22 protein-coding genes are annotated in these 19874 nt (G+C 70.8%); 16 read left to right on the forward strand and 6 right to left on the reverse strand.

Translation table 11 applies throughout. From position 1 onward, the window contains the following. The first annotated feature begins 5 nt into the window (after positions 1-5). The 8 genes from ACZ7CH_RS17140 (at position 6) to lepB (ending at position 6800) form a co-directional block, all read left to right on the forward strand. On the forward strand, positions 6-326 hold the full coding sequence (locus ACZ7CH_RS17140; protein ID WP_458429470.1) for an EthD family reductase: 321 nt from the start codon (positions 6-8) through the stop codon (positions 324-326). Beyond that, positions 323-1138: a 3-hydroxyacyl-CoA dehydrogenase family protein gene (locus ACZ7CH_RS17145; RefSeq protein ID WP_470374312.1), complete on the forward strand. Its 816-nt coding sequence runs from the start codon at positions 323-325 to the stop codon at positions 1136-1138. Before ACZ7CH_RS17140 ends, ACZ7CH_RS17145 begins: the two co-directional genes overlap by 4 nt. A 10-nt stretch (positions 1139-1148) precedes the next feature. After that, on the forward strand, positions 1149-2318 hold the full coding sequence (locus ACZ7CH_RS17150) for a GNAT family N-acetyltransferase (protein WP_470374313.1): 1170 nt from the start codon (positions 1149-1151) through the stop codon (positions 2316-2318). A 69-nt stretch (positions 2319-2387) separates the two neighbouring features. Next, positions 2388-3149 (forward strand): nucleotidyltransferase domain-containing protein, encoded by a 762-nt coding sequence (locus ACZ7CH_RS17155; protein WP_360385763.1) that lies wholly within the window; start codon positions 2388-2390, stop codon positions 3147-3149. A gap of 19 nt (positions 3150-3168) precedes the next feature. Then, complete coding sequence (locus ACZ7CH_RS17160; protein WP_360385765.1) at positions 3169-3780, forward strand: trimeric intracellular cation channel family protein; 612 nt, start codon at positions 3169-3171, stop codon at positions 3778-3780. Between the two features lie 81 nt (positions 3781-3861). Beyond that, positions 3862-4557, forward strand: coding sequence for a response regulator transcription factor (locus ACZ7CH_RS17165; protein ID WP_360385767.1), 696 nt, complete (start codon positions 3862-3864; stop codon positions 4555-4557). Beyond that, complete coding sequence (locus tag ACZ7CH_RS17170) at positions 4554-5939, forward strand: sensor histidine kinase (RefSeq protein WP_458429467.1); 1386 nt, start codon at positions 4554-4556, stop codon at positions 5937-5939. Before ACZ7CH_RS17165 ends, ACZ7CH_RS17170 begins: the two co-directional genes overlap by 4 nt. 9 nt (positions 5940-5948) lie before the next feature. Next, on the forward strand, positions 5949-6800 hold the full coding sequence (lepB, locus tag ACZ7CH_RS17175) for a signal peptidase I (RefSeq protein WP_360385769.1): 852 nt from the start codon (positions 5949-5951) through the stop codon (positions 6798-6800). A 56-nt stretch (positions 6801-6856) separates the two neighbouring features. On the opposite strand, the gene ACZ7CH_RS17180 is transcribed toward lepB, so the two are convergent. From ACZ7CH_RS17180 to ACZ7CH_RS17190, 3 genes are read right to left on the reverse strand one after another with little or no spacing between them, the layout of a single operon-like run. Continuing rightward, complete coding sequence (locus ACZ7CH_RS17180; protein ID WP_470374314.1) at positions 6857-7759, reverse strand: carbohydrate ABC transporter permease; 903 nt, start codon at positions 7757-7759, stop codon at positions 6857-6859. Then, the gene (locus ACZ7CH_RS17185; RefSeq protein ID WP_360385773.1) at positions 7756-8712 is read right to left on the reverse strand and encodes a carbohydrate ABC transporter permease; all 957 of its coding nucleotides are present in this window, start codon (positions 8710-8712) and stop codon (positions 7756-7758) included. Before ACZ7CH_RS17185 ends, ACZ7CH_RS17180 begins: the two co-directional genes overlap by 4 nt. Further along, positions 8709-10019 carry an ABC transporter substrate-binding protein gene (locus ACZ7CH_RS17190; protein ID WP_470374315.1) on the reverse strand — a complete coding sequence of 437 codons (1311 nt, stop codon included), beginning with the start codon at positions 10017-10019 and terminating at the stop codon, positions 8709-8711. Before ACZ7CH_RS17190 ends, ACZ7CH_RS17185 begins: the two co-directional genes overlap by 4 nt. 248 nt (positions 10020-10267) lie before the next feature. Between ACZ7CH_RS17190 and ACZ7CH_RS17195 the strand changes: the two genes are divergently transcribed. From ACZ7CH_RS17195 to ACZ7CH_RS17230, 8 genes are all read left to right on the forward strand, one after another. Then, on the forward strand, positions 10268-12250 hold the full coding sequence (locus tag ACZ7CH_RS17195) for a beta-galactosidase (protein ID WP_470374316.1): 1983 nt from the start codon (positions 10268-10270) through the stop codon (positions 12248-12250). Position 12251: 1 nt separating this feature from the next. Beyond that, positions 12252-13049, forward strand: coding sequence for a DeoR/GlpR family DNA-binding transcription regulator (locus tag ACZ7CH_RS17200; protein WP_360385779.1), 798 nt, complete (start codon positions 12252-12254; stop codon positions 13047-13049). Continuing rightward, positions 13046-14128, forward strand: coding sequence for a galactose-1-phosphate uridylyltransferase (gene galT, locus ACZ7CH_RS17205; RefSeq protein WP_470374317.1), 1083 nt, complete (start codon positions 13046-13048; stop codon positions 14126-14128). Before ACZ7CH_RS17200 ends, galT begins: the two co-directional genes overlap by 4 nt. A gap of 66 nt (positions 14129-14194) precedes the next feature. Further along, positions 14195-15763, forward strand: a complete 1569-nt coding sequence (locus tag ACZ7CH_RS17210) for a S1C family serine protease (RefSeq protein ID WP_470374318.1) — start codon at positions 14195-14197, stop codon at positions 15761-15763. A 225-nt stretch (positions 15764-15988) separates the two neighbouring features. Then, positions 15989-16675 (forward strand): response regulator transcription factor, encoded by a 687-nt coding sequence (locus tag ACZ7CH_RS17215; RefSeq protein ID WP_360385785.1) that lies wholly within the window; start codon positions 15989-15991, stop codon positions 16673-16675. Between the two features lie 23 nt (positions 16676-16698). After that, entirely contained in the window at positions 16699-17559 is an 861-nt protein-coding gene (locus ACZ7CH_RS17220; protein ID WP_360386657.1) for a sensor histidine kinase, read from the forward strand. Positions 17560-17564: 5 nt separating this feature from the next. Next, positions 17565-18065 carry a MogA/MoaB family molybdenum cofactor biosynthesis protein gene (locus ACZ7CH_RS17225; RefSeq protein ID WP_360385787.1) on the forward strand — a complete coding sequence of 167 codons (501 nt, stop codon included), beginning with the start codon at positions 17565-17567 and terminating at the stop codon, positions 18063-18065. A 7-nt stretch (positions 18066-18072) separates the two neighbouring features. Beyond that, positions 18073-18258 (forward strand): hypothetical protein, encoded by a 186-nt coding sequence (locus tag ACZ7CH_RS17230; protein WP_458429462.1) that lies wholly within the window; start codon positions 18073-18075, stop codon positions 18256-18258. 195 nt (positions 18259-18453) lie between these two features. On the opposite strand, the gene mscL is transcribed toward ACZ7CH_RS17230, so the two are convergent. From mscL to ACZ7CH_RS17245, 3 genes are all read right to left on the reverse strand, one after another. Next, a complete protein-coding gene (mscL, locus tag ACZ7CH_RS17235) occupies positions 18454-18903 on the reverse strand; it encodes a large-conductance mechanosensitive channel protein MscL (protein WP_458429461.1) in 450 nt (149 codons plus the stop codon). Further along, positions 18903-19457 carry an SAF domain-containing protein gene (locus ACZ7CH_RS17240; protein WP_360385793.1) on the reverse strand — a complete coding sequence of 185 codons (555 nt, stop codon included), beginning with the start codon at positions 19455-19457 and terminating at the stop codon, positions 18903-18905. The genes mscL and ACZ7CH_RS17240 overlap by 1 nt, the downstream gene beginning before the upstream one ends. A gap of 72 nt (positions 19458-19529) precedes the next feature. Further along, complete coding sequence (locus ACZ7CH_RS17245) at positions 19530-19850, reverse strand: FmdB family zinc ribbon protein (protein WP_470374319.1); 321 nt, start codon at positions 19848-19850, stop codon at positions 19530-19532. Positions 19851-19874 lie beyond the last annotated feature (24 nt).

Below are 19874 nucleotides of genomic sequence, written 5' to 3' on the forward strand. Positions count from 1 at the left end.
GTCACATGATCAAGTACATCGCGCTGTACAAGAGGCCCGCCGACCCCGAGGGCTTCGACCAGAGGTACTTCGAGTCGCACCTGCCGATCGTCGCCTCCGTGCCCGGATTGGTGCGGGCCGAGGTCGCGAGGGTGCAGCAGGTGTTCTTCGCCGGATTCCTGGGCGACACCGAGCCGCACCTGGTCGCCGAGATGTACTTCGAGTCCGCCGAGTCGATGAGGGCCGCCGTGCAGACGCCGGAGTGGGCCTCGTCGGGCGCCAACCTCGCCGAGATCGGCGGCATGGAGCTCGTGGCGATGTTCAGCGCCGAGGTGGTCGAACGGTGAAGGCCGTCGTCATCGGCGGCGGCACGATGGGCGCCGGCATCGCCCACGTGCTGCTCGCGGGCGGCCACGAGGTCACGCTGGCCGAGGCGGACGCCGAGCGGGCCGAACAGGGCGCGCGCACCGTCAAGCGGTCGCTCGACAAGGCGCAGGAGAAGGGCAAGCTCGCGGACGCCGACGCGGTGTTCGCGAACCTGAGCACCGGTGAGCTGCCCGCGGACGCCGAGCTGGTCGTCGAGGCCGTGCCGGAGAACGTGCCGCTCAAGCAGCAGGTCCTCGGCAACGCCGCCCGGCGGTGCCCGGACGCGGTGCTCGCGTCCAACACCTCGTCGCTGTCGATCGCCGAGATCGCCGCGGGACTGCCCGGCGAACGCGTGCTGGGCATGCACTTCTTCAACCCCGTCCCGGTGCAGCAGCTCGTCGAGCTCGTCCACCACGACGGCGTCGACCCCGCCACCGTCGCCAAGGTGCGGACCTGGGCCGAACAGCTGGGCAAGACCGTCATCGAGGTCAGGGACTCGCCCGGCTTCGCGACGTCCCGGCTCGGCGTCGCGGTCGGCCTGGAGGCCATCAGGATGCTGGAGGAGGGGGTCGCCTCCGCGGCCGACATCGACACCGGCATGAAGCTCGGCTACCGCTGGCCGATGGGCCCGCTGGAGCTCACCGACCTGGTCGGGCTCGACGTGCGGCTGGCCATCGCCGACCACCTCGCGGCCCAGCTCGGACCGCGCTTCGCGCCGCCGCGGCTGCTGCGCGACAAGGTGGCGGCCGGTGAGCTGGGGCGCAAGACCGGCCAGGGCTTCTTCACCTGGTAGAGAGGTGCCCGTGCACATCCGTGAGTACGGCGAGGACGACCTGGACGCGGTGTTCCGGCTGCGGAGGGTCGCGTTCAACTCGACCGAGCGGCCGGAACGGCTGGTGCGCCCCGGCACGCACGGCCTGGTCGCCGAGGTCGGCGGCCAGGTCGCCGGCGTCCTCGGCATCGGCGCGTACGCCCAGTTCTACGGCGGCGCCGCGGTCCCCATGGGCGGGATCGGCGGTGTCGCCGTGGACGGGTCGTTCCGCGGCAGGGGCGTCGCGGGCGCGCTGCTCGACGCGGCGCTGGGCGTCATGCGGGAGCAGGGTCAGGTCGTCTCCGCGCTGTACCCGACCGTGCCCGCGCTCTACCGGGGCTTCGGCTGGGAACGCGCGGGGCGCTTCGAGTGGGTCGAGCTGCCGATGGACCGGGTGCTCTCGATCCCCGGTCCTGCCGAGCGGGTCCCGGCGCGGCCCGCGCGGGAGAGCGACCTGGCGGCGATCCACGAGTGCTACCTGGAGGTGGCGCGGACCGTCGACGGCCTCGCCGACCGGCGGCCACCCCGGATCGACCCGGCCGAGGTGCTGGAGCTGGACGTCGTCACCGTGCTGCCGGGACCGGACGGGCTGCGCGGCTACCTCACCGCCAAGCGCGAACCCGGCGACGGCATGGGCCGGCTCAAGGTGTTCGACCTCGTCGGCGCCGACCTCGACGCCCAGCTGACGCTGCTCGCGTCGCTGAAGTCGTGGGCGGGCACGCTGGAGGCCGTCGACCTGCGGATCGTGGACCCGGCGACGATCGACCTGCTCGGCGCGACCCCGGTGCGCCACTCGGTGCTGACCTCGACCTGGATGCTGCGGGTCGTCGACCTGCCCGCCGCCGTCGCCGCACGGGGCTGGTCGTGCACCGGCGACCCGGCCGCGGACCTGGCCGTGGACCTGGAGGTCGTCGACCCGCGGGCGCCGTGGCACGCCGGACCGTGCCGGATCGTCGCCTCGGACGGCGTGGTGCGGGTCGAACCGGGCGGGTCGGGCGCGGTGCGGGTGCACGCCCGCGCGCTGGGACCGTGGTTCTCCGGCCTGCAGAACACGCACGCGCTGCGGCGGGCCGGGCTGCTCGAAGGCGACCCGGCGGACGCGGTGGCGCTGGACCGGCTCGTCGGCTCGGCGGGCGTGCCGCGGCTGGCCGACTTCTTCTGACGGCGCCGTTACCGGCCGTCCCGCATGTCACTCGTCGCCCGACCGCCCCCATCGGGTGACAATGGCGGCATGTCTGGGGAGATCAGGCGTGCGCAGTGGTACCCGAACGGGCACCCGCTGTGCCGGGACCGGGAACCGGTGGCCGCCGCGCGGGACCTGCTCGACGAGCACTTCGCGCTCGCACGGGCCGCGTTCCTCGGTGGCAGTGCCGCCGCCGGTGACTACACACCGAACTCCGACCTCGACCTCGTCGTGATCATCGACGGGCTGCGCGGCGCGTACCGGGAGACGTTCGTGCACCGCGGCTGGCCGGTCGAGCTGTTCTGCCACACCGTCGAGTCCTTCCTGGACTTCGTCGCCCGCGACACGAAGGAACGCCGCCCGCCGCTGCTGTACATGTGCGCGGAGGGGCTGATGATGCTCGACGCGGACGGCACCGGCGCGCGGCTGCGGGCCGAGGCGCGACTCCTGCTCGACGCGGGCCCGCCGCCGCCGACCGTGACCGAGCTGGAGGACCGCCGCTACGCCGTCACCGACATGCTGGAGGACCTCGTCTCCGCGCGGGACGACGACGAGCTGCTGTTCGTCGCGGCGAAGCTGCTGACCGGCGCGGGCGAGCTGGCGCTGGTGGTGCGCAACCGGTGGCTCGGCCACGGCAAGTGGCTGCTGCGCCGGCTGCGCGACGCGGGCGAGGGCGAGCTCGTGGACGCCTACCGGGCGCTGGCGCGCGGCGGTGACCCGAAGTGGTTCGCGCAGTGCGTCGAACGCGTGCTGGCCGCTGCGGGAGGGCGGCTGGAGGCCGGTTACCGCAGGGAGGCGCCACCCCGGTGACCACGTACCCTTCTCGTCCGTGCTGCTCACCGCACTCGAGCTGATCGGGATCGCCGTCTTCGCCGCCTCCGGCGCGCTCGCCGCCGTGCGGGCCAGGCTCGACGTGTTCGGCGTCGTGATCCTGGCGCTCACCACGGCGCTGGGCGGCGGCATCGTGCGCGACGTCCTGCTCGGCGTGCACCCGCCCACGAGCCTGCGGACCTGGCCGTACCTGCTGGTCGCCGGCGTGACCGGGGTGCTCGTCTTCTGGTTCAGCCCGCAGGTGGCGAAGCTGCGGCGCTCGGTGCTGGTGCTCGACGCCGTCGGCCTGGGGCTGTTCGTCACCTCCGGCACGACGACCGCGCTCACCCTCGGCGCACCCCCGTACGCGGCGTGCCTGGTCGGCATGACCACCGGCATCGGCGGTGGCGCGTTGCGCGACTTGCTGCTGCGGGAGATCCCGTTGGTGCTGCGGCGGGAGATCTACGCCGTCGCCGCGCTGGCCGGAGCGGTGGTCGTGGCGGTCGGCGAGTGGGCGCGGCTGCCGAAGGGCCTGGTCGCGCTGGCCGGTGCGGTGCTGATCATCACCGTGCGGCTGGTGGCGCTGTGGCGGAAGTGGAACGCCCCCGTCGCGCGGGGCCTGGACGGCTGAGCGGCGGCTAACGCCGAACTCACACCCGCTGTTGAGGACCTTCTCAGGCGCCTCTCAGTTCCCTCGGCAAGACTGACCCACATGCGCATCCTCGTTGTCGATGACGATCGGGCGGTCCGGGAGTCGCTCCGGCGCTCGCTGCAGTTCAACGGCTACCAGGTCGAGACCGCCGGTGACGGCATGCAGGCACTGGAGTCGGTGACCGCCGCCAGGCCGGACGCGATGGTGCTCGACGTGATGATGCCGCGCCTCGACGGGCTCGAGGTGTGCCGCAGGCTGCGCAGCACCGGTGACGACCTGCCCATCCTCGTGCTCACGGCGCGGGACGCGGTGAGCGACCGGGTGTCCGGTCTGGACGCCGGTGCCGACGACTACCTGCCCAAGCCGTTCGCGCTGGAGGAGCTGCTCGCCCGGCTGCGGGCGCTGCTGCGGCGGGCCACCCACGACACCGAGGCCGCGTCCGGCTCCGCCGCCGTGCTGAGGTTCGCCGACCTGGAGCTCGACCCGTCCACGCGGGACGTGCGCCGCGGCGAGCGGCCGATCAGCCTGACCCGCACCGAGTTCGCGCTGCTCGAGCTCCTGCTGGCGCACCCGCGCCAGGTGCTCACCCGCGGCCGCATCCTGGAGGACGTGTGGGGATACGACTTCCCGACCTCGGGCAACGCGCTGGAGGTCTACGTGGGCTACCTGCGCCGCAAGACGGAGGCGGAGGGCGAGCCCCGGTTGATCCACACGGTGCGCGGGGTGGGCTACGTCCTGCGGGAGACGCCTCCGTGATCGCCGAACCCCAGGGACGGCTGCAACGGGCGTCGCTGCGGGCTCGGGTCACCTGGCTGGCGGCCTTCTGCGTCGCCGGCGCGGTCGCACTGGTGTCGTTCGGCGCGTACATGATCGTGCGCAAGAACGTCTACGACGCCCTGGACGAGAGCCTGCGCGAACGCGCCGTGGCCGTCGTCAACGGCGTGGCGATCAACGACGCCCAGGTGACGACGTACCCGGCGGCGTTCCTCGCGGCCGGTGACGTGCGGATGGGCCTGTTGTCCGGCTCGACCGGCACGTTGCGCTACCCGGAGAACTCGCAGGAGCCGCCGAACGCACCGCAGGCGCGCGAGGTCGCGCAGGGCCTGCGCAGCGACTTCCTGTGGACCGACTACAAGACGGACACGCGGGCGATCGCCGTCGGCTACCGCAACGGCTCGGCGATCGTGATCGCGCAGTCGCTGGAGCCACAGCGCGCCACGCTCGCGAAGCTCAGCATCGTGCTGCTGCTGATCGGCGGTGCCGGCGTGCTGCTCGCTGCCATCGCGGGCACGGCCGTGGCACGCACCGGTCTGCGGCCGGTGCAACGGCTGACCGAGGCCACCGAACGCGTCGCGAACACCGGTGACCTCACGCCGATCCCGGTCTCCGGCGACGACGAGCTGGCCCGGTTGACGCACAGCTTCAACGCCATGCTCGGCGCGGTCGCGGAGTCGCAGGAACGGCAACGCCGCCTGGTCGCCGACGCGGGCCACGAGCTGCGCACCCCGCTGACGTCGATGCGCACCAACCTGGAGCTGCTGCTCGCGTCGGAACGCCCGGATTCACCCACGTTGTCCGAAGAGGACAAGCGGGAGATCCAGTCCGATGTGCGCGCTCAGCTCGACGAGCTCACCACGCTCATCGGTGACCTGGTCGAACTGGCCCGTGAGGACGCACCTCAGGTCGTGCACGAGCCCGTCGACCTCGTGGAGGTCGTGGAACGGGCGCTGGACCGCGCCCGCCGCCGTGCCTCCGGTGCCGTCACCTTCGACGTGCGGCTGCAACCGTGGACACTTCTGGGTGATTCGAGTGCGCTCGAACGCGCGGTGCTGAACCTCCTCGACAACGCGGTGAAGTTCAGCCCCTCGGGCTCGGCGGTGCGGCTGGAGCTCCGCCAGCTCGGCGACGGCAGTGCCGCGGTGGAGGTGGCGGACGCGGGCCCCGGCATCGCGGATGCCGATCTACCTCACGTTTTCGAGCGGTTCTACCGTTCGTCGGAGGCGCGCACGCTGCCGGGTTCCGGGCTGGGGCTCGCCATCGTGAAGCAGGTCGCGCAACGGCACGGCGGCACGGCCACCGCGGGCAGGGCGCCCGAGGGCGGTGCCCTGTTCACGTTGCGCCTACCCGGACGTCCGTAAGGTGGGGGTGTGAGTCATCGCGTGAACGACGATTCTTCGTCGACCTGGGAGACGACCCCGCCGGCCGGGGACGGTCCTGCCGAGCCCACGTCGCGCTTCTCCACGTCCGCGTCCCGGTCCTCCGCGCAGTCGTCGTCGTCCTCACCCGACGACGACTCGACGCCGGGGTTCTCGAAGAAGAAGCCGAAGAAGAAGCAGCCGTTCTGGAAAGAGCTGCTGGTCATCTTCGGCGTGGCGCTGCTGCTGACCGTCGTCATCCAGACGTTCATCGCGCGCGTGTTCGTCATCCCGTCGGCCTCGATGGAGACGACGCTGCACGGCTGCACGGGCTGCGTGAACGACAAGGTGCTGGTCGAGAAGATCACCTACCTGTTCCGCGACCCCCAGCCCGGTGACGTGATCGTCTTCCGCGGCCCGCCGAACTGGACCGGCGGCAAGCAGCCCCCCGGTTTCGTGCAGGGCACGCTGCAGGACCTCGGCTCGATGGTGAACCTCTCCGAGCCCAGCGGCACCGACTTCATCAAGCGCGTCATCGCCGTCGGCGGGCAGACCGTCGAGTGCTGTGACGACAAGGGCCGCGTCCTCGTCGACGGCAAGCCGCTGGACGAGCCGTACATCAACTTCGGTCCCGGCCCGAAGCAGCAGGAGACGTTCGAGAAGGTCACCGTTCCCGCGGGCAAGCTGTGGGTGATGGGCGACAACCGCAACAACTCGTCCGACTCGCGCAAGCACGGCGACCCGACGCCCGCCGACGGTGCGATCCCGATCGACAACGTCGTGGGCAAGGCGCGGGTGATCGTGATCCCGGTCAGCCGGTGGGGCACCATCTCGGACCACAACCCGCAGACCGGCGGCAAGTAGTCCGCACACGACAACGCCCCCGAGCCGATGGCCCGGGGGCGTTGCGCGTTGCCCGGTCAGCCCTTCGTCGACCCCAGCGTGAGGCCGCCGACGAACTGCCGTTGCAGCACGAAGAACACCACCAGCGTGGGCAGTGCCACGAGCAGCGAGCCGGCTGCGACGAGGTTGTTGTCGGTGAAGAACGTGCCCTTGAGGTTCTGCAGCGCCGAGGTGACCGGCATCTTGTCGCCGTCCTGGATCAGCACCAACGCCCACAGGAAGTCGTTGTAGATCCAGGTGAACTCCAGCGTCGCGAGCGCGGCGAGCACCGGACGGCACAGCGGCAGGGTGAGCTGCCAGTACTGCCGGAACACCGATGCGCCGTCCACGCGGGCGGCCTCGGTCAGCTCGTACGGGATGGTCTTCATGTAGTTCGACAGCACGAACGTGCAGAAGCCCATCTGGAACGCGATGTGGATCAGGATCACGCCGAGCGGGGAGTCGATCAGCGACTCGCTCTCCGACAGCCACGCCGGCAGCTCGATCAGCCGGTACAGCCGCCACAGCGGCGTCACGATCACCTGCTGCGGCAGCAGGTTGCCCGCCGTGAAGATCATCAGCAGCGCGATGTTGAACTTGAAGCTGAACCGGGACACGCCGAACGCGACCATCGAGCTGAGCACCAGCGTGACGACCAGCGCCGGGACGGTGATCAGGAACGTGTTCCAGTAGAAGTGCGGCAGGTCGCCGACCTCCCACGCCTTGGCGAAGTTGTCGAGCGTCAGCGACTTCGCGATGGAGAAGTAGCCGTTGACCGACGTGTCGTCGTAGGTGCGCAGCGAGGCGTAGACCGCCCACAGCAGCGGCGCCAGGGTCGCCAGGCAGGTGAGGACCAGGAACACGTGCAGTGCGACCCGCGCGGGGGTCACCGGGTGCTTCTTCACGGCCGGCACCGAGGGCCGTTCCAGCGTGGCCGTCACGTCCGGTTCTCCTTGCTGAACACCTGGTACAGGTACGGGATGATGACGCCGAGCGAGATCGTCAACAGGATCACCGCGACCGCGGAGCCGCGGCCGATGCGGGAGGCCTCGCCGATGATGTTGTCGGTCACCAGCACCGACAGCAGCTCCAGTCCGTTGCGGCCCTTGTTGATGACGTAGACGATGTCGAACGCGCGCAGCGCCTCGATCACCGTCACGACGGCCACCACGATGTTGACCGGCTTCATCACCGGGAAGGTGACGCGGAAGAACGTCTGCGCCGCCGACGCGCCGTCCAGTGCCGCGGCCTCCTTGAGCGCCGGGTCCACCGCCTTCAGGCCCGCCAGGTACAGCAGCATGATGTAGCCGGTGTGCCGCCACGCCGCCGCGACGAGCACCGCGTACAGGTTGATGTCCGAGTCGCCGATGAAGTCGACCGGGTTGTCCCCGAGCCCCAGCAGCGAGTTGAGCAGGCCGCCGTCGGGCGTGTAGATCAGCTGCCAGATGAAGCCGACCAGCGCGAGCGACAGCACCATCGGCATGTACAGCGCGCTCTGGTAGACCCGGCTGAACCGCAGCTCGCGGTCGAGCAGCACGGCCAGCAGCAGACCGGCGCAGGTCGGGACGACCAGCAGGAACGCCAGCCACACCAGGTTGTGCTGCACCGCGGGCCAGAACCGCGGGTACTCGGTGAAGATCTCGGCGTAGTTCCCGACACCGATCCACTCGATGTCCTCGAAGCCGCCGATGCCGTTCCACTTGCTGAACGACAGCGCGACCGAGCCCAATGCCGGGACCCACACGAACATGAGGTGCACGAGCGTGGGGATGCCGAGCATGAGCGCCAGCACCAGCTTGTCCGTGCCCGCCAGCGCGGTGGCGCGCTTCCCACGCCGGCGAGGCGGCGGCCCGCTGGGGACCACCGCCTTCGGCTTCTCCTGGACCGCGGTCACTTGAAGATGTTCTTCGCCTGGTCGGCCATGCCCTTGAGCACGGAGTCGACGCTGTTCGGGTCCTTGATGAACGCGATCAGCCCGTTGGTCGCCGCCTCGCTCGCGAAGCCGGGGTCGGTGTCGCGGTCGAGGAACTGCGTGATGTGCTTGGCGTTCTTGATGGTGTCCGCCACCTTCTTCTGCAGCGGGCTGTAGCTCGCCTGGTCCGCCTTCTGGTTGGTCGCGACCGCGGTCGGGTCGGCCTTGAGGTAGGCGAGCTGCGGCTCGGCGGAGGACAGGTACTCCAGGAGCTTGAGCGCGCCCTCGGAGTTGGCCGGCTTCTTCGCCATCAGGTAGCCGTCGATCGGCGCCTCGACCGTGTCGGTGCCGTGCGCGGGGTTGATCTCCGGGAACGGGAAGAAGTCGAGGTCGGCCTTGTCGGCGTCGGGGAACTGCTGGCCCACGAACGCGCCCAGCAGGTACATGCCGGACTTCTTCTGCTGCAACGTCTGCGCGGCTTCCTGCCACTCGCGGCCGAGCGCGTTCTCCTGGTGGAACGGCAGCAGCCGCTTCCAGGTGTCGAAGACGTCCTTGACCCGCTTGTCCTGCCAGTCCTCCTTGCCGGCCAGCAGGTCGACGTGGAACTGGTAGCCGTTGATGCGGAAGTTGAGCTGGTCGAACGTGCCCATGCCCGGCCAGCCCTGCTTCTGCGCGAAGGCGATCGGGATCAGGCCGTCCGCCTTCATCCTCGTGGACAGCGCCACGAGCTCGTCGAGCGTCTTGGGCACCTCGTAGCCGCGCTCCTGCCACAGGCTCTTGCGGTAGAACATGCCCCACGCGTACTGGGTGAACGGCACGAAGTACTGCTTGCCGTCGGTGCCGGTGGAGGCCTGCTTGAGCGCGTCGGAGTAGTTGCCGCCGACCTTGCCCCACAGGTCGCTGAGGTCGCCGGTCAGGCCCTGGTCGGCGAAGAACCGCATCCGGTAGCCGGCGAACCACGCGAGCACGTCGTCCGGCTTGCCCTGCAGGTAGTTGTTGATCTGCTCCTGGTACTGCTCGTGCTGCTTGGTGTTGATCGTGACCGACAGGCCGCCCGAGCTCGCCTCGAACGCCTTCAGCGCCGCGGTGATCGCGTCCTTCGGCACCTGGTCGCTGAGGTTGTTGCCGAACGTCACGACCTTCGAGTCCGCACCGGAGCCCGAGCCGCCGCCGCAGGCCGCGAGGCCACCGGTGGCGGCGACACCCGCACCGGCCAGCATGACGCGCAGCATGGTGCGCCTGCCGAAGTGCGGCAGGGGAGTGGAACCCGACGCGTACTGAACCATCATCGCTCCTACAGGTGACACTCGCTCGTGCGAACCGAACAGAACTCCAACAAAGTTGCGCACAATGTGGTCCCAGCCACACAGCATGTCAAGTCCCGTTACGGAGCTGTTAAACCAGTGCACACGCAGTGCACGCGCCGTATCCGGACCGTTCCCGGTACTCGTTGCGGTCAACCGCCGAACAGAGCCAAACGCGAAGTGTTGTTTGCTTGTGTTGACGTTGGGGGTTGTTGTCGGCCACGCTTGCCGCCGTGACGACTTGGCCCACGGGCATGCCAGGCCTCGGCTGGGGTGCCGACTACAACCCCGAGCAGTGGCCGGAACACGTCTGGGCGGAGGACGTCGAGCTCATGCGCGGGGCCGGGGTCAACCTGGTCAGCGTCGGGATCTTCTCCTGGGCGAAGATCGAGGTCAGCAAGGGCGAGTACCGGTTCGGCTGGCTCGACCGGGTGCTCGACCTGCTGCACGACAACGGCATCCGCGCCGACCTCGCCACCGCCACCGCCGCGCCCCCGCCGTGGCTGACGACCGAGTACCCCGAGATGCTCCCCGTCCGCGCGGACGGCGTGCGGCTCTCGCACGGCTCACGGCAGGCCTACTGCCCGTCGTCGCCGGTCTACCGCGACCGGGCGACGGCGCTCGCGGCCGAGATGGCCGGGCACTACCGCGACCACCCGGCGCTGGCCGCGTGGCACGTCGGCAACGAGTACGGCTGCCACGTCAACCGCTGCTACTGCGACACGTGCGCGGCGTCGTTCCGCGAGTGGCTGGCCGCCCGCTACACGCTCGACCAGCTCAACGACGCGTGGTCCACGGCGTTCTGGAGCCAGGGCTACACCGACTTCGCGCAGGTCCTGCCGCCGCGGGTGACGCCGACGTTCGCGAACCCCGCGCACGTGCTCGACTTCGACCGCTTCAGCGACGACGCGCTGCTGGAGCTCTACAAGGCCGAGCGCGACGTGCTGCGGATGATCACGCCGGACGTGCCGGTCACGACGAACTTCATGGTCAACTGGACGTTCGGCGCGCTGGACTACTGGAAGTGGGCGCGCGAGGTCGACTTCGTCTCCAACGACCACTACACGCAGGCGGAGTCGCCTGACCGGCACGTCGAGCTCGCGATGTCCGCCGACCTCACCCGCGGGCTGGCCGGCGGCAGGCCGTGGCTGCTGATGGAGCAGTCGACGTCGGCGGTCAACTGGCAGCACCGCAACATCGCGAAGCTGCCCGGCGAGATGCGCCGGCACTCGTTCCAGCACGTCGCGCACGGCGCGGACGGGACGCTGTTCTTCCAGTGGCGGCAGTCGCGCGGCGGCAGCGAGCGCTACCACTCGGCGATGGTCCCGCACGCCGGCCCGGACACCAAGGTCCACCGCGAGGTCCGCCAGGTCGGCGCGGAGTACGCGAAGCTGGCCGACGTCGTCGGTTCCACTGTGGACGCCGCGGTGGCGGTGCTGTTCGACTTCCAGTCCGGCTGGGCGCTGCGCCAGGACGCGCACCCCACCGCGGACTTCGACCACTGGCAGCACGTCCTGGGTTACTACAAGGCGCTCTGGCAGGCCGGCGTCACCGTCGACTTCGTCGCGCCCGGCACGAACCTCTCGAAGTACTCCCTGGTCGTGGTCCCGGCGTTCTACGCGGTGTCCGACGCGCACGCGGCGGTGGTCGCGGACTACGTGGCCGGCGGCGGTCATGTCCTGGTGACCTACCTGTCCGGGGTCACCGACGAGCACACGCGGGTGCGGCTGGGCGGCTACCCCGGTGCGTTCCGCGACGTGCTGGGCGCGTACTCGGAGGAGTTCTTCCCGCTGCGGCAGGGGGAAACCGTCTCGCTGACCGACGGGTCGACCTGCTCGTTGTGGACCGAGCACCTGCACACCCGCAGCGCCGAGGTCATCGCCTCCTACGCCGACGGGCCGCTGCCGGGCGTCGCGGCGGTCACGCGGAACGCGTTTGGGAACGGCGTCGCGTGGTACGTCGCATGTGACCTCGACGAGGCAGGTCTCCGCCGAACGGTGGAAAGCGCGCTTTCCGGTGCGGGGGTCGCGGTGTCACGGACCGGGATCGAGCTCGTGCGGCGGCACGGGGCCGTATCGTGGCTCTTCGCCGTCAACCACACCGACACCGACGCGGAGATCGAGGCGTCCGGTGTCGACGTGGTGTCCGGCACGCAGGTCTCCGGGCGCCTCACCGTGCGGGCCGGGGACGTCGTCGTCCTCAGGGAAGAGGTGTGAGGTGCTGGCACGTCAACGGCAAGCGGTGATCCTGGAAGAGGTCAGGCGGACGGGAGCGGTGCGCGTCAGCGACCTGGTCGTCCGCCTCGGCGTCTCCGACATGACCGTGCGCCGCGACCTCGACGTGCTCGCCTCCCGCGGACTGGTGGAGAAGGTCTACGGCGGCGCCACCACGGTGGTCGGCCGCTCGACCGACGAGCCCGGGTTCGAGGCGAAGTCGGTCCGGCAGCTGCCGGAGAAGGAAGCGATCGCGGCCCAGGCCGCGGGCCTCGTGCGGCCGGGGACCGCCATCGGCCTGTCCGCGGGCACCACGACGTGGACGTTGGCCAGGTTCCTCGACGACATCCCCGACCTGACGGTCGTCACGAACTCGATCCGGGTCGCGGACGTGCTGCAGCAGAGCGGGCGCACCGACCGCACGGTGGTGCTCACCGGTGGCGTGCGCACGCCGTCCGACGCGCTGGTCGGCCCGGTGGCCGTGCAGGCGCTGCGGTCGCTGCACCTGGACGTGGTGTTCCTGGGCGTGCACGGCATGGCCGAGCGCTCCGGCTTCACCACCCCGAACCTGAACGAGAGCGAGACGGACCGCGCGCTGGTCGACGCCGCGGGCCGGGTCGTGGTGGTCGCCGACCACACCAAGTGGGGCACCGTGGGCATCTCCACGATTGCCGATCTCGACGAGGCGGACGTGCTGGTGACCGACGAGGGTCTGCCGGACGCCGCGCGCGCAGTGCTCGCCGAGCAGGTGGGCGAGATGGTGCTGGCCCATGTACCGGGAAGTGGCGAGGAGTTGGCGTGAGGCGTACCGCGGGGAAGCTGGCGGACGGCCGGGAGATCATCTACTTCGACGACAGCGCTGAGGCACCACCGCGGGTCGCGGCGGACACGCGGGACCTGCCCGCGACCCAGCCGATGTCCGAGGTGCGGCTGGACCCGTTGACCCGCGAGTGGGTCGCCATGGCGGCCCACCGGCAGACGCGGACCTACAAGCCGCCGGCCGACCTGTGCCCGCTGTGCCCGTCGACACCGGGGCGGCCCACCGAGATCCCCGAGGCCGACTACGACGTCGTCGTGTTCGAGAACCGGTTCCCGTCGCTGGCGCAGAACGTGCCGGACGTGCCGTCCACTGTGGATGGCGAGGAGCTGTTCGTGCGCGCGCCGGGGCGTGGGCGGTGCGAGGTCGTGTGCTTCACCTCGGACCACGGCAAGTCGTTCGGCGAGCTGTCCGAGTCGCGCGTGCGGACCGTCGTCGACGCGTGGGCGGACCGCGTCGCCTTCTTGTCAACGTTGCCAGGGGTCGAGCAGGTCTTCCCGTTCGAGAACCGCGGCGAAGAGATCGGCGTGACGCTCTCGCACCCGCACGGGCAGATCTACGCCTACCCGTTCGTGACGCCGCGGACCGAGCGGATGCTCTCGGCGGCGCTGGACTACCACGAGCAGCACGGGCGGCCGTTGTTCGGCGACGTGCTGGAGGCGGAGCTCTGCGCGGGCACGCGGGTGGTGGAGGAGTCGGCGCACTGGGTGGCGTTCGTGCCCGCCGCGGCGCGGTGGCCGGTCGAGGTCGTGCTGGCACCCCGCCGCCAGGTGCCCGACCTGGCCGCTCTGTCCTCTGTGGAGCGTGACGACCTGGCCGCGCTGTACCTGAAGGTGCTGCACCGCCTGGACGCGCTCTACGACCGGCCGCTGCCCTACATCGCGGCCTGGCACCAGGCGCCGGTGAACGCCGGTCGCGCGGAGATGTGGCTGCACCTCCAGGTGTTCTCGGTGCTGCGGACCAAGGACAAGCTGAAGTACCTCGCCGGCTCCGAGTCCGGCGAGGCGGTGTGGATCAACGACGTGACGCCGGAGCAGATCGCGGAGCGGCTGCGCGCGCTCTGAGGAACCCTCACGGACCTCAAAGGCTGGTTTAAGGCTGCTCTCAGGACGGCACCCGACACTATGGGTATGACCGAGAGCAACGAGCCAGCGCAGCAGCCGGACGAGTCCCGCTCCGTGCCGCCGACCGCCGGTCACCCCGACTCCGGTGCGCGGGAGCAGGGCCCGCAGCCGCCGGAACCCGGCCAGCCGGATCCTTTGCAGGGGGGATCCGGCCAGGCCGGGACAACTTCTCCACCGGCCCAGCCGCAGGTGCACGCACCTGACGCGGGCCAGGCGCAGCTCGGCGGGTCCGGACCCGGCCGGCAGCAGTTCCCGCCCACCGGGTCAGGCCAACTTCCCCCGGCGCACCCGCTGGGGCTGGGGAGCACCACCGCGCAGTTCGACACCCCCGGTCAGCCGGGTCCGTTCAGCCCTCCCGGTCAGCACGGCCAACCCGGTGAGCACGGTCAGCCGGGCCAGCCGGGTCCGTTCGGCCCGCCCGGTGAGCACGGTCAGCCCGGTCAGCCCGGGACCGGTGCCTTCTACCTCCCGCCCGGCTACCAGTCGTCGGTGCCGAACCGCCCGAAGGGCCGCGGCAAGGTCGTGGCCGGTGTGGCGGCGTTGATGCTGCTGGTCGGCGGTGCCTCCGGCGGTGTCGGCGGCTACCTCGGGTACACGTTCGCCAACGAGTCGTCCGCGGTGAGCTCGCTCGACACCCCGCGCCCCGCCTCGCAGACGAGCAACGCGGCCCCCGGCTCGGTCGAGGAGGTCGCGGCGAAGATGCTGCAGTCCGTCGTGCAGATCCAGGTCGTCACGCGGTCCGGTGCCGGCGAGGGCTCCGGGTTCGTGATCTCCAGCAACGGTCAGGTCGTGACGAACAACCACGTCATCGAGGGCGCGGCGAGCGGCGGCAGCATCAAGGTCGTCTTCCAGGACGGCAAGACCGCCACCGCCAAGATCCTCGGCCGCGACCCCAGCTCCGACATCGCCGTGATCCAGGCCGACGGCGTCTCCGGCGCCCCGGTCGTGCAGCTCGGCAACTCCGGTGACCTGAAGATCGGTCAGAGCGTCGTCGCCATCGGCTCGCCGTTCGAGCTGTCCGGCACCGTCACGTCCGGCATCGTCAGCTCGCTCAACCGGCCGGTCTCCGCCGGCGGCGACGCCCGCAACTCGCAGGCCACCGTGCTGAACGCCATCCAGACCGACGCCGCGATCAACCCCGGCAACTCCGGCGGCCCGCTGGTGAACATGCAGGGCCAGGTCGTCGGCATCAACAGCGCCATCTACAGCCCGAACTCCGCGGGCGGCCAGGCCGGTTCGGTCGGCATCGGCTTCGCCATCCCGATGGACCAGGCCCGCCGCACGATCGACGAGATCGTGAAGACCGGCAAGCCCAAGCAGACCGTGCTCGGCGTCGAGGTCCGCGAGGCCCAGGACGGCGGTGCCCAGATCAGCAAGGTCACCTCCGGCGGTGCCGCGGAGCAGGCCGGCCTGAAGGAGGGCGACGTCATCACCAAGTTCGGCGACCGCCGCATCGACAGCTCGGACACCCTCGTGGCCGCCGTCCGCTCCAAGGCGCCCGGCGACAAGGTGACCGTGACGCTGTCGGACGGCAAGACCGTGGAAGCCACCCTCGGCGGAGTCGAGGTGGGGTAGGTCGGGGGCACGCCCGGCTCGGACAACCGCCCGTCCGAGCCGGGCGTGACGACCCGGAGGCCACATCTGCACGCACCTGCCCCGCGCGCAGATGTGGCCCCCTTTTTTTCAGGTCACGCGGGAGTCCCGCGTGCCCCACAGGGGAACGCGGGACTCCCGCGTGACCTGATTACGGAGTGCTGACGGGTGCGGGTGACGGGGTCGTTCGTGGCCTAGCGTGGTGACGTGGTGGAACGGGTGCTGGTCGTCGAGGACGACACGACGGTGCGGGACGTGGTGCGCCGGTACCTCGAACACGCCGGGTACGAGGTGGAGCTCGCCGGCGACGGGGAACAGGCGTTGCGGGTGCTCGCCGTGCGGGAACCGGACATCGTGGTGCTGGACCTGATGCTGCCCGGCATCGACGGCCTCGAGGTGTGCAGGCGGATCCGCGAGCGCGGGGCGACACCGGTGGTGATGCTGACGGCGCTGGGCGAGGAGGAGGACCGGATCGCCGGGCTGCAGATCGGCGCGGACGACTACGTCACGAAGCCGTTCAGCCCGCGCGAGCTGGCGTTGCGCGTGAGCTCGGTGCTGCGCAGGGCCAACCGCGCCTACGAACCGCGCACGGTCCGCGACGGCGACCTCGTGCTCGACCTGGCCGCGCACACGGCGACGTTGAACGGCATGCCGTTGCAGCTGACGACCCGCGAGTTCGACCTGCTGGCGTTCTTCATCGGCAACGCCGGCCGCGCGTTCGGCCGCGCCGAGCTGCTGGAACGCGTGTGGGGCTGGCAGTTCGGCGACCAGTCGACCGTGACCGTCCACGTGCGACGGCTGCGGGAGAAGATCGAACAGGACCCGGCACGGCCCGTGCGGCTCAGCACCGTGTGGGGCGTCGGCTACCGGTACGACCCGTGTTCGACCGGCTGAGCCGCGTCTCGCTGACGAGCGCGATGACCGTCATGGTCATCGTGCCGGTCGTGGCGACCATCGCGGGCGTGCTGATGGTCAGCGGTTTCATGTTCACACCGATGCTGACGGCGACCCTGCTGGCGTGCGCGCTGGTGGCCGTCGTGACGGTGCCGTTCTCGATCATGCTGGGCCGCGCGATCGCCCGCCGCAGCGTCTGGGAACGCGAGGCGGAGGCCCAGCGGCGCCAGCTGGTGGCGTGGATCAGCCACGACCTGCGCACGCCCCTGGCGGGCATCAGGGCCATGACGGAGGCGCTGGAGGACGGCGTCGTGTCCGAACCGGGCGAGGTCGCCGTCTACGCGAAGCAGATCGCCCAGGAGGCCGACCACCTGTCGAAGATGGTGGACGACCTGTTCGAGCTCTCCCGCATCACCGCGGGCGCCCTGAAGCTCACGCTGCACGACGTGCGCCTGGCCGACGTGGTGAGCGACGTCGTGGCCGCCTCCGCTCCCGTGGCCGCGCTGAGGGGCGTGGAACTGCGCGCCGACGCCCGTGAATGGCCGGTCGTCCGCGGCACCGAACCGGAGCTGATGCGGGTCGTGCGCAACCTCGTGTCGAATGCGATCCGCCACACCCCGCAGGGCGAGGCGGTGGCCGTGCAGGTCGATGTGGACGGACCCGACGCGGTGGTGCGGGTCGACGACGCGTGCGGCGGCATCCCCGCCGACGTGCTGCCGCAGGTCTTCGACGTGGGCTTCCGCGGCGCCGTCCACCGCAACCCGGTGGGCGCGGGCCTGGGCCTCGCGATCGCCCGCGGCCTCGTCGACGCCCACCACGGCCGCATCGGCGTCGAGAACCACGGTCCTGGCTGCCGCTTCGAAGTCCGACTCCCGCTACGGTGATCGGTATGGAACGCAGCGCGCAGCGCCTTGGCCGCGCTTTGGTCGTGATCGTGGACGACCGGGTGGCGCACGGCGAGCAGGACGACAGCTCCGGCCCCCTCGTCACCGAACTCCTGGAAGAAGCCGGCTTCATCGTCGACGGCACCGTCGCCGTCGAGGGCGAGGTCGTCGACATCAGGGCCGCCCTCAACACCGCCGTCATCGGCGGCGTCGACCTGGTGGTCACCGTCGGCGGCACGGGCGTCTCACCCCGCGACGTCGCCCCCGACGCCACGCAGGGCGTGCTCGACCGCCCCATCCACGGCATCGCGGAAGCCCTCCGGGCCTCCGGCCTGGCCGCGGGGGCGGTCGACGCGGGCATCTCGCGCGGCCTCGCCGGCGTGTCGGGCAGCACGCTGGTCGTCAACCTGGCCGGGTCGCGCTCCGCGGTCCGCGACGGCATGGCGACCTTGTCGTCGCTGGTGCCCTACGTGATCGAGCAGCTGTCCGGGCTCGACGAAGAGTGAAGTAGCAGTGGCGGAGCAGGGAACACGGGCAGCCGATGACGGCGACGACGCGGACCGGCGTCGGCGGCGGCGTCGGCTGGCCGAGGTGTTCGGGGACGTGCTGCCGGAGACCACGTCGGACGAGCGCGGGGAGACCGGCGGGGACTCCGAGGCCTGGTACCGGGAGAACCGGCCGCCGCACCACGGCGGTTGAGGCCGGGGCGCCTCGGCGCTCCGGCCGGTGAACGCAGCGCGTCCCGCCCTCGCACCGCACCCCGCCCGACCTCGGCACCCGAACCACCGGCGGGTGCGCTGAACCAGCGCCGCCTCGCCCGCACGGCGCTTGCCCCCGCACGGCGCGTGAGAGGTGGGTGGGCCGGCCGCCGTCGGGACGGCGGCCGGTGGGGACTCAGATCGCCGGGTCGCGGCGGTCGCGGGTGGGGGTGGTCGGCGGCTGGCTGGCCTGGGCGGCCAGGAGGTCGCGGATCTCCTTGAGCAGTTCGACGTCGGTGGGCTCGGCTGGGCCGCTCTCCTCTCCCCTCTTGCGGCGCTCCTGGATCTTCTTGATCGGCAGCACCAGCACGAAGTAGACGACCGCGGCCACGATCAGGAAGTTGATGACGGCGTTGATGAACGAGCTCAGGTCGATGAAGGTCGAGTCCTTCAGCGCCTGGGTGTCGGTGCGCAGGGAGAAACCGAGGCCCTTGGTCTCCGCGCCGCCGAACACGTTGATCAGCGGCTTGATGATGCTCGTGGTGAACGCGGTGACGATCGCGGTGAACGCCGTGCCGATGACCACGGCCACGGCCAGGTCGACGACGTTCCCGCGCATCAGGAAGTCCTTGAAACCCTTCAGCATCAGCGGAGAGTAACGGCTAAGGCGTGCTCCAGTGATGCCGCGGCCACGCGCGTCGCGTTTCGTCTCGGCAACGTCAGGACGACGACCTGGCCCCTCGTCTCGCGGACGGAGGCGTCCGAGGCGAGGACCTCACCCTCCGCGGACACGACGTCCACGCGGTCCTGCACCCGCACCACGGCGGCGAGCTCCTGGTCAGCGACGCGGACGGCCACGGAGGCGAGGTCGGGTGGACCGGTCGCGAGGGCGAAGTCCGTCAGCGGGACGCCCGCGCGGGTCGGGGTGGACAGGGTGCGACCGATCACCGCACCGGGTGAGGGGAACGACCCCGGTAGTGGGACGGACAGCGGCTGCACGCGGACGTCGGAGGGGCCGAGCGGCACGCCGGCGGGCAGGTCGCGGGTCGCGACGACCGCGGGGTGGCCCACGTCGGGCCAGAAGAACGTCGAGAGCGCCAGCAGGGTCAGCCCGAGCGCCAGGAGACGGCGCCAGAACGGCGGGACACCGCGGCGGAGCAGCGAGCGGAGGCGGTCGGACGGGGTCGGGGACAGCGTCATGCCCTCGACGGTAGGACCGGCGAGGGCATGACGGAGGTGTCGAGCCGCGAGGTTGTGGACAACTCGCGATCTTCAGGAGGCCGCGGCCGCCGGGGAGCTCGTCGAGGACTTCGCGGAGTTCGACGAAGACGCCGTGGACGACGACGAGGACTCCGTGGACGAGGACGTCGACGAGGTCGAGGTCGAGGTCGACGAGGCGGCGGGGGCCTTGGTCGACGAACGGCTGTCCGTGCGGTAGAAACCGCTGCCCTTGAAGACCACACCGACGGCACCGAACAGCTTGCGCAGCTTGCCCGAGCACTCCGGGCACTCGGTGAGGGAGGCGTCGCTGAACGACTGCACCGCCTCGAACCGGTGCTCACACGCGGTGCAGGCGTACTGGTACGTAGGCACTGGGTTCGCTCCTAGATCTGGCAC

It is taken from the genome of Lentzea sp. NPDC037011 (assembly GCF_055607425.1).